10 protein-coding genes are annotated in these 14,288 nt (G+C 30.4%); 4 read left to right on the forward strand and 6 right to left on the reverse strand.

Annotated elements, in window-relative coordinates; genetic code table 11:
* Positions 1-43 precede the first annotated feature (43 nt).
* The 5 genes from D3P13_RS14400 to D3P13_RS14425 all read right to left on the reverse strand — a co-directional run bounded on the left by D3P13_RS14400 (position 44) and on the right by D3P13_RS14425 (position 6,808).
* Positions 44-433 (reverse strand): hypothetical protein, encoded by a 390-nt coding sequence (locus D3P13_RS14400; RefSeq protein ID WP_117883576.1) that lies wholly within the window; start codon positions 431-433, stop codon positions 44-46.
* A gap of 107 nt (positions 434-540) precedes the next feature.
* Positions 541-891, reverse strand: coding sequence for a hypothetical protein (locus tag D3P13_RS14405; protein WP_117883577.1), 351 nt, complete (start codon positions 889-891; stop codon positions 541-543).
* Positions 892-1,786: 895 nt separating this feature from the next.
* Entirely contained in the window at positions 1,787-5,203 is a 3,417-nt protein-coding gene (locus D3P13_RS14415; protein ID WP_117883579.1) for a hypothetical protein, read from the reverse strand.
* A 365-nt stretch (positions 5,204-5,568) separates the two neighbouring features.
* The gene (locus D3P13_RS14420) at positions 5,569-6,051 is read right to left on the reverse strand and encodes a methylated-DNA--[protein]-cysteine S-methyltransferase (RefSeq protein WP_394336467.1); all 483 of its coding nucleotides are present in this window, start codon (positions 6,049-6,051) and stop codon (positions 5,569-5,571) included.
* Positions 6,041-6,808, reverse strand: coding sequence for a TatD family hydrolase (locus D3P13_RS14425; RefSeq protein ID WP_198680034.1), 768 nt, complete (start codon positions 6,806-6,808; stop codon positions 6,041-6,043). The genes D3P13_RS14420 and D3P13_RS14425 overlap by 11 nt, the downstream gene beginning before the upstream one ends.
* Positions 6,809-6,885: 77 nt before the next feature.
* Here D3P13_RS14425 and arsC point away from each other — a divergent pair, with 77 nt between their 5' ends.
* Together arsC and D3P13_RS14435 are read left to right on the forward strand one after the other, a co-directional pair.
* Positions 6,886-7,227, forward strand: a complete 342-nt coding sequence (arsC, locus tag D3P13_RS14430; RefSeq protein ID WP_117883580.1) for an arsenate reductase (glutaredoxin) — start codon at positions 6,886-6,888, stop codon at positions 7,225-7,227.
* A gap of 82 nt (positions 7,228-7,309) precedes the next feature.
* The gene (locus D3P13_RS14435; protein ID WP_232829203.1) at positions 7,310-9,733 is read left to right on the forward strand and encodes a TonB-dependent receptor domain-containing protein; all 2,424 of its coding nucleotides are present in this window, start codon (positions 7,310-7,312) and stop codon (positions 9,731-9,733) included.
* A 50-nt stretch (positions 9,734-9,783) separates the two neighbouring features.
* On the opposite strand, the gene D3P13_RS22100 is transcribed toward D3P13_RS14435, so the two are convergent.
* On the reverse strand, positions 9,784-9,948 hold the full coding sequence (locus tag D3P13_RS22100) for a hypothetical protein (protein WP_175418937.1): 165 nt from the start codon (positions 9,946-9,948) through the stop codon (positions 9,784-9,786).
* A gap of 337 nt (positions 9,949-10,285) precedes the next feature.
* On the opposite strand from D3P13_RS22100, the gene D3P13_RS14440 reads away from it, so the two are divergent.
* A complete protein-coding gene (locus D3P13_RS14440) occupies positions 10,286-12,742 on the forward strand; it encodes an outer membrane beta-barrel family protein (RefSeq protein WP_117883582.1) in 2,457 nt (818 codons plus the stop codon).
* 128 nt (positions 12,743-12,870) lie between these two features.
* Positions 12,871-14,265 carry a class II fumarate hydratase gene (fumC, locus tag D3P13_RS14445; protein WP_117883583.1) on the forward strand — a complete coding sequence of 465 codons (1,395 nt, stop codon included), beginning with the start codon at positions 12,871-12,873 and terminating at the stop codon, positions 14,263-14,265.
* Positions 14,266-14,288: the final 23 nt, after the last annotated feature.

The raw sequence follows: 14,288 nt of genomic DNA on the forward strand, positions 1-14,288 counted from the left end.
CAAATGAAAATCATTTGTGAGCTTTTAAAATATGGAGTATGAATTATGCCAATTTGGGCGGTTGAAAAACAGAAGGTTTTTCAAAACAAGAAATAGAATCTTTGTAAAAAAAATTAAAAGGAATAGATACAAACGGTTTAAAATCTAAATTATAAACAATTGGTCTAAATGTAAATGTTCCATTAACGTGCGAACAATTATGATTATGATGCTTAAATGGTAAGTCATCGTGTTCCTCATGGTTATTACCTTTTTTAATATCATCATCACTATAATGTTCAACCAAAAATTCCATAAAAGTATCGCCATAGTTCTTCTGATGGTATTCTGCATGTTCTAGCAGCACCTTTAATTTAGAGATATCATCAATACTAATATTGAAACTCTGAAAAAGGATTAATCCTGAAGATAATATGGCAATTAATTTTGTCATTGACTGCGAAGTTACACTTTTTTCTAATAAGCTATGTAACAAGTTTTACATTACAAGATTGAATACTTAGAAAAAAATCAAACAAATTTCATGATGATTTCTGAATTTTAATTGTCTGTCAGTAATTGAATTAGCTCTACTAACTCATCATTGTCCATCTTAACAACAGATTCTATTGTATCGTCATTATTGCTAATAATTAAAGCACTTTTTTTATCTTCCTCATAGTCAATAATTCTCATGGTGTAATTTAAATGCTCAACATTTATCACTTTCCTTCCATCTTTAAACCAGCCATAGTCAGCTTCATAGTTTATGGTAGATTTATTAAAAACGATGATTTCTTCACCATAGGTATTCCATAATGAAATACGTAATAAATAAAAACCTAATAGACAAAAAAGAAATAAACCTATAATGTATCCGATATGAAATTCACCCCCAAATGAAATTGTCATACTTATTCCAAAAATAGGGGCTACAAAAAATAAAAAATGAAAGATGGGAGTTTAATGATTTTTACATAAATTGATGGTTGATGTACAGCGTACTCAGGAGGCTTCGCTGATCGGTATTTTTTATCTAAAACTTTGTACCCTAAATTACATTACCATAATTCTTTGTAATATTATTTCACTATTAGCCTACTCTTTTGGTTGCTATTCACTTGCTTATTAATTACTTTAGCAAATCAATTTATTAAAACACTTTTTTTTAACAAAATGACATAAGGTCGATTGAGTATTAAAATAAAAATAGAGCATTTTTTAGAAACCTTTCCAAGTAGGTTTGTAAACATTTTTACGAATAATAAATTTGTTCTATCATTATTCACTTTAGTAGCTCTACTTATATCAATCATATTTGTTGATATTTTTATTTTGCCTAAAACTACAATAAATGATTCCGTCGTTGAGATTAAAAAACTATTAGAACACTCAAGAGAAACTAATACATATAAAACAATAGGATACAAATGTAAAACGAGTAAAGGTTACGTTTTTTACATTACACGTATAGATTTTCGTACAAAACAAACCAATGAAGTTGAACTTGAACACACATTACTTTTACATAATGTAATTGCCTTAAAGTCAAATAATAAAGATTATTCAGATAAACTTTTTTCAAATACAATTGATGAACTTAAGTATTTTTACCTTTTTATTTTAACATCGCTAATTGTAAATATAATTATCATTTATTTTAATATTTTTATAAAGAGAAACTCGCTTTGGAATCTTATTGGTTTTAATTTTCTGTTAATAGTAATCTGGCTTGTCATCGAAAATAGTTTAAAGTTTCAAACGCCTTTATTTAAATTTTGATTTAATAAAAAATTAGTAAATGAAACTAAAAACTCGCTCTCAATTGCACCGTACCCGTATGAATCGCATTTGCCGTTTCTGATTTTCTACCTAAATAATTGATGTTTAAATCTAAATATGAAGTAATTCTTTTTTGTAAACTTAAATTCCAAGTATAATTCGTTCCAGGTTGTAAACCTTCTAACATTTGATAAGCCACTGCTGAGTTTGAGTTACCCTCAAATTTATTGAATACCAGATTTATTGAAGAGTTAATGGAATACTTTTGATTTTTAGCAAAAACAAAATTAGCCCCAAAATTATGAGAAGTTAAGGTTTCAAAATCCCCTAATTGATTGTCTTTACTTTTAAAATAGTATTCCATTTCTAATCGTGAATTTTTACTATACAAATAAGATATTTTTGGGTTAACTTCTGTATTTTCTAAGGTATAATTACGACTCGTAAATTGTTCTGAAGCACTTTTGTTTTCAGTAAGTGCAGTCTTAAAATCAAACAGCCAAAATTTACCAATTTTATGGTTAAACAATAATTGATGTGCTTTTAAAGCTTGCTCTTGATCTCCAATTGAAAAGGAATTTTTATTCTTTGTAGTGATATAGGTGTATGTAGTTGAATATTTTTGTTTCCCTCTGTTAAAAAACAAACTGTTTTTTAAATTAAAAGTTAACGACAACACATCATTATTGATATTAAACGGATTAATTTCAAAATTTGTTCCGTCTCGTTGCTTTTTGCTATCAATCAGTACAAAGGATTGATTGGTAAAATGAGATAATACTTTTTTAAATCCTTTTTGTACACTCCAATTAGATGGAAAAATGGTTAAACTTTGGCTAAACTTGTTCCTATGCGTCTTTACAAAATTGATGGTTGGTAACAATACCCTTACATAATTAGCTTCATCTTGAAATTGTGCTGTTTCAAATTCATCCAATTCTTGTATACCATTACCGTTATAATCATTCCAAGTGTAAAAACCGAGTCCAGTATCTACTTGAATATAGCTATATTCTTGTTGTGGTAAGTTACCCGAGTTGGTTTCATAAACCGTTTGCAATATGATGGCATTTTTAAATAATTGTTGGCGATATGACAATCTAGAATTTAAGGATTCTTCTTTCGTTGATTTTTCATTAGAATTCTCATGATTTACGGTTCTGTAATTGACAAACAGGAATAAGTTCGCCGTTGCATTTTGAATTAATTGCGATCTTAAAAAATAAGTATTGGCATTATTTACACGTTTCAATTGATTGTTTTGTACACTATCTGTGGTTCTAAACTTATAACCCAATTCTGCATAAACTTCAGCGGTATCTCCTACGCCAACATAGGCCTCAGATTCTATATATTTATGACTTAAACTAGAAAGTGTACTGGTCAATTTATCTTTACGCTCATTACTTTCACTGTTTAATCTTGCCCCAATCCAACTTTTATTAAAATGCTGTTTTACATCTACATAGCCTCTAAAAAATTCAGTTTGAGTAAGGTCTGAATCGTTATTTAAGTAACTACTTTTAACATCTATTTTTGTTTTATTAAATTTTAAATCACTTAAAAAGTTATGTTTAGTTCCTGAGTAATTTTCGCTAAAATTCAACCAATTAAATTCATACATCATTTTTCCTTTTTCAGGATTTGTATAATTTAAACTTGCAGCTAAATACTGTTGATTCCCAAGTGGATTAATTATATCCCAATCACGTGTAAACTCAATATTTCTAAAACGTTCAATGGTTTTAAAATCTTGTTGAATAAACTCATAATCTACATTACTGTTTAATTTCCATTTTCCATCAGATAATAGTTGTTGCCAATTTAACTTAGCCGCCACCCCTTTATTATCAGAGTCGTTATTTGATGAAAAAAGGTTCTTGTCATTAACACTATAGGCAACTTCTGAATTAAAGCTCGTTTTCAAACTAGGGTTATAACTCATGTTCATTACTGCTATTTGTAATTTCTCAGGAGCTACTAGTTGTATAATAGGTTCATAGTCACCTTGCATAACTCCATTTACCGGAGTAACATATTCGTAAATTCGACCCGAAGCTATGGTGGTTTGAATTTGATAATTGCCATTATTTGCACCTACATAAGTAAACCTTACATTAAACAAATCATCATTTTCATCATTAGAAAACACAAAAATTTCTTCACTATTTTGGAATTCCTTTTTATATAGAATTTTATGTTCTTCATAAACATCAGCGTAAGCTGAAGAAACATTCATTTGAGCAGTATCATCTCCTGCTAAGGAAAGAATTTGTTTTTGACTGTTACTTAAATCTTGCTGTAAAGGTTGATTTTTAGCATCATTTTCATTATAAAAATTAAAGCCTATCTTAAATTTATCGGTTTCATATGCAGCTCCATTATAGGTCACAAATCGTGTATAATTTTGATCAGCAAATTGATATTCTATAGCTATTCGCATATCTGCAGTTATCGGATAAGTTGGCATAAACGTTACTTCTGCCGTGTTATAATCAATAATATAATCATTGTTTTCACCACGCTTTATTAAGACACCATTTATAAAAACGCGTTCAGAACCAGAAATTAATAGAATGTACTGCTCTGCCAAAGTCCCATTATTTGAATCCGTAATTTTATAAGGGCCTTGGTTACCTTCTTGACCTAAAATCTGATTTTGGCTAAATTGACCTCTAACCAATGCACCTGACGCAAATAAATTCACATCACTTTCTTCATTTTCTAAATTTACATCAAGTTGAAGTCCTGCCACTTTTTTGTTAAATCTTAAAAATTGACTTTCCGTATTTTGTAAATTAATATCTCCTGCAGTTATACTCCAATCATCACTGAAAAGTTCAATAAACACACGATCAAACTCATCTAAACGCTGGGTATAACCATTATTTTGTAAAGGAATATTACTATCTGTAATTGAAGCTCTTAATTGCACTTTATCTGATAACCGACCTGAAATCTGTAAATCTAAATTTGAATTAACAGTAGCATCTTGGTTGTTACCAACAGTTACCCCTCTTGATATACTCCCGCTCGTATTTAATCCATCAAAAGGAGCAAAAGTTTTATTCTTAGTTCTGCCTCTTACACTATATAAACGCGATAAATCTGTCGATTTCGGTACTATTAATCCTTTATCAAAAACAGCATAGGTTTTGGTTAAAAACGTAGGAAGAGCATTATATTCAATTGTAATCGTTGGGTATTTTAAATGATCTAAAATCAATATAGAAGTTGCAAAATCAACACTATAATTAAGACTATCAATTTGCTGCTTTAAGTCATCTAATACTCTAAAATTATAAGGACTAATGCTAATTGAATCAATTTGAATTGTACCTGAAACTACTTGAAATGTTTTCGATTTATAACGCTCAGCTCCTTCTTGAGCGTATACAAAAGAACCAATTAAAATTACAATTATGCAAATGAATTTATTCACTAAATCGAAGCGTTTTGATGGTAAAAATAGGGTATTTTAAACAATCGAAAGGATTGATATTAAGAATAAACGGAATAATAAAACACCCCTAGTGAGCTATGCTCGGTATCTTCACTGAAAATACATTTTCAATTCGATAACCCTAAAGGGGACTTTATTCAAAGTAGTATTTCATTTACTCCATTTATAAGGAAAGAACACTAATTTGATTTGTCATTCAGAGTGGAGCAAAGCGTATTGAAGAATCTTTTTAAAAGTGGTATTTCTATTGATAAGATTACTCTCCAGACGCTTCGGGGTTGAAATGTCATTTAATTTTATGATTCCTCTTTTCTTCCAGATTTTCTCACCTCGCATTTTGTACTTTAAAACAATGACTGTTGTTCTGGTGGATTTTCATGCTCTAATAGCCAACGTTTCCTCCATAAACCACCTGCATAGCCTGTAAGTGAACCATCAGAACCAATTACACGATGACAAGGGATAACAATCCACAGTGGATTTTTCCCATTAGCGGAAGCTACTGCTCTAATTGCTTTAACATCACCTAACGCTTCACTTTGTTTTTGATAAGACCGCGTTGTTCCGTATGGAATTTGTTGTAAACTTTGCCAAACTTGTTTTTGAAATTCTGTTCCTTGTGGATTCAATTTCAAACTAAATGAATTCCTTTTCTTTAAAAAATATTCATCTAACTGCTGCACACAATCTTGAAGACATTTAGGAATTTTAGTCGAACTTTTTTCATTGCCATCAATAACGGTAATAGATGATATACCATGACTGTCTCCAACAATTCTGGCCATTCCTATAGGCGTTTTATAATATGTTATGCTTTCAAATTCCAAATACGTTTTCTGAATTTTTTGTAGTGATTTTAGCAATTGCTTCAGGGCTCAAGTTATAAATAGTTACCAGTTTTTCCAAAACATTTATAATGTAACTACTTTCGTTCCGTTTTCCACGATACGGAGTTGGTGCCAAATAGGGTGAATCTGTTTCTAAGACAATATGTTTTAAGTTAATTTGATTTAAAAATTGATCTATTTTACCATTCTTAAAAGTTACAACACCTCCAATACCTAATTTCATATTGTAAGAAATAGCTCTATGAGCTTGTTCTATATTTCCTGAAAAACAATGAAAAATTCCTCGTAATTTATCATCATTTACCTCTTCTAATATTTCAAAAATTTCATCAAAAGCATCTCTACAATGAATTACTATTGGTAATTCTTTTTGTTTTGCCCATTCTATTTGAGTCTTAAAGGCATCTTGCTGTTGTTGTAAAAATGATTTATCCCAATACAAGTCTATTCCTATTTCTCCGATGGCATAAAAATTACGCTTATCAATCCAATCTTTAACCAATAGCAACTCCTCTTTATAATTTTCTTTCACACTTGTGGGGTGCAACCCCATCATCAGAAAGACATTTTTAGGAAAATCATGTTCCAATTGAAACATGACATCATTATAAGTTGAATCAATTGCAGGTATAAAAAAACGAGAAACCCCTGCATCTAAAGCTCTTTGAATCATTTCATCTCGATCATCTTTAAATTGATCAGAATATAAATGGGTATGCGTATCAGTAATTATCATTTATAAATTTTAAGATTGCAAAGATATGATGTTATCTTAGTTTTTTATAGTTTAGCACTTCAAAATAAAACGAAGAGATGAAGATTTACCATAACAATCGATGCAGTAAAAGTAGATGTGGACTAGAGATTTTAAAAAATTCAAAACAAGATTTTGAGGTGGTTGATTATATTAAAAATCCACTTTCTGAAGCAGAAATTAAAGATTTATTAAAAAAATTAGACTTTTCACCTATTCAATTGGTTCGGAAAAATGAAGCCATTTGGAAAGAAAACTATAAAGGGAAAGACCTTTCTGATACTGAAATTATTAAAGCGATGTCAGCACACCCAAAACTAATTGAAAGACCAATTGTAGTTAAAGGTGATAAAGCTGTAATAGGTAGACCACCTGAAAACATTACCACTTTATTAAAATAAATTTCTTTAAAATAAACTACCCAAAAACCACTATTTTTTATTTTATGTTAATGCCTTAACTTTGTAAGTAAAGGAAATTGCATTGAAAAAATCAATCTTATTACTTCTGTGTATCACGTTTTCATTATCTGCTTTAGGCCAAGAGCCTATGGAAAAGATAACGATTACGGGCAAAGTAATTGACGCAGCCACGAGTAATCCGATAGAATTTGCGACTATTTCTTTTAAAAAGGATTCTACTTTATTAGGCACCACTACCAACAAAAAAGGAAATTTTACGATTGATATTCTACCAGATAATTACCTAATAAAAGCTGAATTTATATCTTTTGACCCTTATATTATAAAAAACAAGAATGTAACTGAATCAATTGACCTTGGTACCATTGTATTGTTTTACAACACTGAAACGTTGAACGAAGTAGAAATTAAGGGACAACAGCGTCTTACGGAATTTCAAATAGACAAAAAGATATATAGATCATCACAAGATGTCTCTAATAATGGAGGAAATGGATTAGATGTATTAAACAATACTCCATCAGTAACTGTTGACCAAGATGGAAATGTAAATATGAGAGGTGCTTCTGCGACACTATTAATTGATGGGAAACCTCTTTTTGGCTTAGGGAATGGATCTGATGTTTTGAGTGCAATGCCCTCAAATAATATAGACAGAGTTGAAATTATTACACGTTCAGCAAAATATAGTGCTGAAGGCGGTGGCGGAATTCTAAATATAATCACTAAAAAAAGAAAAGGTCAAGGATTTAGTGGCTCTTTTGATATTCATGGCGGAATACCTGATAATAATGGTGGGTCCATATTTTTGAATAAAAGTACTGATCATGTAAATTTGTTTAGCACCCTTAGTTTTAATAATGAGAAAAAAATATTACATACCGATATAGACCAAACTTATTTTGATACTTCCGAAAATGTTTTAGGTTTTTTTGAACAGAAAAGATTAGACGAAAATCAACGGAATAGTTTTTTATTTACCATAGGAAGCGATTTTTATTTAAACAATAAGAATAGTTTAACTGTTTCACTCTTATACAACAACCATAATAAGGATTATAATTCCGATTTAAGTTTGGACGATTTTGATTCTGAGAAAATAATAAAACAATCGACCAAGAGAAATGTAAATGACCGCGATGATATTACTAAACTAGAAGGCCTTTTTAATTATACCAACAAACTGAACAATAAAGGAGAGAAACTGTCTTTTGATTTTAAATATAGTTCTACCATTTCTGATAATACGGCTGATATATTAGAAAATACTTTTATACCTAATTTAGAAAACAATCAACAAATTGTATTAAAAGATCAGGATTTAAATGACTATTTATTTCAGTTAGATTACACCTTACCTTTTACTGAAGATAAAATCTTAGAACTAGGTTATAAAAGTACATTACGATTCTATAAAAACAATTATAACGTCTCTGAGTTAAACGCAAATAGTAGTAATTACGAAACGATTAGTGGATTTACTGATTTAGTAAATTATGACGAAAAAGTACATGCCTTGTTTGCTCAATATACAGCAACCCACGGAAGTTTTTCTTATGCATTAGGTTTACGATCTGAATATTCCGATGTTTCCATTGGAACTAAAACTAGTAATAAGAATACTAAAAATTATACTGATTTTTTTCCATCGGCATCATTTGGTTACGAATTTGAAAACGAAAGTTATCTCTCCTTAAACTATAGTAGATCTATAAATAGACCCGAAATTTATCAAGTGAATCCGTTTATCTCATTAATTGACGAGCGTTATCAGTCGGTTGGAAATCCATATTTAGATCCTTATTACACTAACTTCCTTGAACTGTTATATGATATGAGTTTTGAAAAATTATTGATAACCTTATCATTATATGCTACTTACGCTGAAAAGCAATTTTTAACTGTCTTACAAAGTGCAGGGCAAAATGCTGAAGGTTTAGAAACTTTTAAAAGGCTACCCATTAATAGTGGAAATAAACTAAGTGTAGGCGTTGATTTAGATATTACTTACACTCCTTTTAAAGGATTGAGATTTAACACGTATGTTAGTCCTTACAGAGAAGAAACTACAAAAGCCTTAGACGAGGACTATAATATCTCTAATACCGTTTGGTATGCTGAAGCTTCAGCATTGATTACCTTAAACAATGGTCTCCGTTTTGGAGTACAACATTATTATCAATCACCAATGATAAATGGCTTGGCAAAATACAAAACGGTCAGCTTTACAAATTTTACTGTTAGTACTTCGCTTTTAAAAAAGAAAGGAATGCTTACTTTTAAAGTTATAGATGCCTTTAAAACGAAGGCTTTTACAACACGTACTTTAGAAGCAAATAGCAATACATTAAGAAGTTTAAGACTTAACCAACAATTTTCTTTAGCATTTACTTACCAATTTAAACAAAATGGTAAGAGTAAAAAAGACAGAAGTAAAGAGGTAAAGAAAGATGAATTAGAAGATAAACAAGATTTAAAAATGTAAAAAGGGGTTGAAAAAATCAACCCCTTTTTATAAATTATTTATAACTAAATTTATTTTTTATTCTTTTTAGCCTCACGCTTTAACTTTATATTTTCCATAATGGTTCCAAAAAGCCAATAAGGTACAATAAAGGTTAAAGAAAATATCAACAACCAAAATCCCATAGTAAATACTCCTAGAAAAATTAAAAATCCTATAAATTGTTGAAATTCCATATTGCCTTCTATTTATTTAATATTTCGTCAAAAATAATATATATTTTTCACATTCTAAAAATACTTGGCAATTTTTTATATGAAAAAAGGATTCCAATTATTCTCTTATTCCTAAAAGCTTCGTTTTTAACTTTTATTTAACAAAGAAACTATTCCTGAAATCTATCTTTAAACACTGAATAACAACACATTATATCACTAAAGCTGTATTTCACAACTTCATTTTTATCTTAACAATCGTTAACAGTAATTCATATGAACTCCAAAATTAAGTATCTATTTTTGTCAAAATTTAGCAAACGTAATTCAACCCATAAAAAAGTATCAATTTATAATTATGCAAAAATTAAAAAATATTTTATCACTTTTTATATTAACCAGTATTGCTTTTACCCTAAATGCTCAGCAAAAAGTTGAAATATCGGGTACAGTTATTGATCAAGATACTAATCAACCTTTAGAATATGCCACTATTGTATTAAGACCAACAAATGGCGATCAAGTAACTGGAGGTTTAACTGATGAGAATGGTAATTTTAATGTAGAAGCAAAAAAAGGAACCTATAACATATCTGTAGAATTTATTTCTTTCAAATCATATAGTCTTCCAAAAAAAGTAGTTAATAACAATTTAAATTTGGGTAAAATCATATTAAGTGCTGACAGTAAGGCCTTAGATGAAGTTGAACTCATTGCTGAAAAAACTACTGTAGAAATTAAATTAGATAAAAAAATATATAATGTAGGTAAAGACTTAACCGTTAGAGGAGGTACCGTAAGTGATGTTTTAGATAATGTACCTTCAGTTTCCGTTGATGTTGAAGGTAATGTCGCTTTGCGTGGAAATGATAATGTAACCATATTGATTAATGGAAAACCTTCTGGTTTGGTTGGATTAAACTCAACCGATGCCTTACGTCAATTACCAGCAGACGCTATTGAAAAAGTTGAAGTTATTACTTCTCCATCTGCGAGATACAATGCGGAAGGTACTGGTGGTATATTAAATATTATTTTACGTAGAAGTAAATTACAAGGACTTAACGGCTCTATAACTACCAATGTTGGTTATCCTTACCAAGCTGGAATTTCTGGAAATATTAATTATAGAACAGGCGACTTTAACTTTTTTAATACCACAAGTTATAGTTATAGAGAATCTCCAGGTTTATCTACAACTGAATCACAATATTTTAATAAAGAATATGATGATGATGGTAATTTTATTGCTGATAACCCAGATACTTTTTTAAATGAAATTAGAGATACCGAAAGAAAAGGAAATAGTTTTAATACTAATTTTGGGGTTGAGTATTACCTAACGGAATCTGCGTCATTAACCGCAGCGGTACTTTTAGGTAACAGAGATAATGATAGCGAAACAACAAATAAAATTAAGGAATATGACGTAAATGGAGCTCTACTAAATGAATCTTTGCGTTTTGATCCAGAAAATGATATTGACAAGACAACTGAATTTTCATTAAATTTTAATAAAGATTTTAAAACTGATGGACATAAATTAACTGCCGATTTTCAATATTCAAATGCCACAGAAGACGAAAACTCACTTATTAGTGAAGATGGCGAAGACGCCGAGAAAGTACGTACTTACGAAACTCAAAAAGAAATTTTAATTAAAACGGATTATGTTTTACCAATTGGCGAAAAAAGCCAGTTTGAATTTGGTTATCGCGGTGAATTTAACAACTTAGATACTGATTACAGATTAGATACCATTGACAAATTTGGTGTGTCTGGCATTAATGGTGATGTAAGTAATAACCTAATTTATAAAGAAAACGTAAATGCTTTATACACCCAATTTGGGAGTAAATTAAAAGATAAATTTTCCTATTTACTTGGTTTACGTTTCGAAACGACTGATGTTACTATTGAGCAAAGAGCAAACCAAAATTATGCAAATCAAAATTATTCTGGCTTTTTTCCTACCGTAAATTTAGGATATGAACTCAACGAAAAACAGAGTATAACTTTTGGATATAACCGACGTATAAGAAGACCAAGATCTAGATATATCAATCCTTTTCCTTCAAGAAGTAGTGCTACAAACTTATTTCAAGGAAATCCCGATGTAAAACCAAGTTACTCTAACACCGTTGACCTTGGTTATTTAAATAGATTTGGAAAATTGACATTAAATTCGTCTATCTATTATCAAAAAGCAACTGATGTATTTACATTTATTAGCGAGGATACTGGTGAAACGGCTGTTGTTGGTGGTACTGATATACCAATTATTAGACGTACACCTATAAACTTAGCAACCAATAACAGATTTGGATTAGAATTTACAGTTACGTATAGACCTACGAATAAATGGAACATGAATGGAAATTTTAATCTTTTCAGTTCTGAAACTATTGGAGACTATAACGGTGTTGATTATGGAGCTGAAAATTTAAGTTGGTTTATCAGATTTAATAATAAAGTAACTTTACCAGCAAATATAGATTGGCAAACACGTTTATTTTATATGGGGCCTAGTGAAGATGCTCAAAACAAGCGTAAAGGCATGTTTTCAACAGACTTGGCCTTTAGTAAAGACATCTTAAAGGAAAAGGCTTCCATTACCTTTAATATAAGTGATGTATTCAATACACGTAAACGCTCTATGGAGTCATTTACACCTACTTTTAATAGTGACAGTGAATTCCAATGGAGACAACGTAGTTTTAATCTAGCATTCACTTATCGTTTCAATCAGAAAAAGAAAAAACAAGAGCGTCAAGGTGGAATGGACAATGATGAAGGTGAAGGTTTTGGAGGATAAAATTTAAAATTAATTATAAAAAAAGGTCAGCAAATGCTGGCTTTTTTTTATGCTTATGAAGTACATATTTTGTAACTTTGTTTTTGATAAACAATACAAAATATCAAAGCATTTAAATATTATTTACAATGGAATACAGAATAGAAAAAGATACGATGGGCGAGGTAAAAGTACCTGCTGAAAAATATTGGGGAGCACAAACAGAACGTTCAAGAAACAACTTTAAAATAGGGCCTTCAGCTTCTATGCCCTTAGAAATAGTTTACGGTTTTGCCTACCTTAAAAAAGCAGCCGCTCATGCAAATTTCGATTTGGGTGTATTGACTGAAGAAAAACGTGATTTAATCTCTAAAGTATGTGATGAAATTTTAGAAGGCAAATTAGATGATCAATTTCCATTAGTAATATGGCAAACAGGTTCAGGTACACAAAGCAATATGAATGTGAATGAAGTTATTGCGAACCGGGCTCATGAAATTGCTGGTAAAAAAATTGGTGAAGGTGAAAAAACAATTCAACCGAATGACGATGTAAACAAATCGCAATCCTCTAATGATACTTTTCCAACAGGTATGCATATTGCTTGTTATAAAATGATTGTTGAAACCACCATTCCTGGTATAGAACAATTAAGAAATACCTTAGATAAAAAAGCTAAAGACTTTTCGGATGTTGTTAAAATTGGTAGAACCCACTTAATGGATGCTACGCCTTTAACTGTTGGCCAAGAAATTTCAGGATATGTTTCTCAACTCGATCATGGTTTAAAAGCTCTTAAAAACACGTTAGCTCACCTTTCAGAACTTGCTCTTGGTGGTACAGCTGTAGGAACAGGATTAAATACTCCAAAAGGATATGATGTTTTAGTAGCAAAAAAAATAGCTGAATTTACTGAGCTACCTTTTATAACTGCTGAAAATAAATTTGAAGCATTAGCTGCACATGATGCCTTAGTAGAATCACACGGAGCTTTAAAACAATTAGCCGTATCATTAAACAAAATTGCTAATGACATTAGATTAATGGCTTCTGGACCACGTTCAGGTATTGGCGAATTAATAATTCCGGCAAACGAACCTGGAAGTTCTATAATGCCAGGAAAAGTAAACCCAACCCAAGCTGAAGCGTTAACAATGGTTTGTGCTCAGGTTATTGGTAATGATGTTGCAGTAACCGTTGGTGGTATGCAAGGAAATTATGAATTGAATGTTTTTAAACCAGTTATGGCGAGCAATGTATTACAATCTGCAAGATTATTAGGCGATGCTTGTGCTTCATTTGATGAAAATTGTGCAAAAGGTATAGAACCAAATAGACCTAGAATTAAAGAATTAGTAGATAACTCATTAATGTTAGTTACTGCTTTAAATACTAAAATAGGTTATTATAAAGCTGCTGAAATTGCCAATACAGCTCACAAAAATGGAACAACTTTAAAAGAAGAAGCTGTTCGTTTAGGTTATGTAACTCCTGAGCAATATGACGAATGGGTAAAACCTGAGGAAATGACTAGTGGACTTTAATTAAATATTAAACTTGAGACATG

The organism is Aureibaculum luteum, from assembly GCF_003449015.1.
GTDB classification, from domain to species: domain Bacteria; phylum Bacteroidota; class Bacteroidia; order Flavobacteriales; family Flavobacteriaceae; genus Aureibaculum; species Aureibaculum luteum.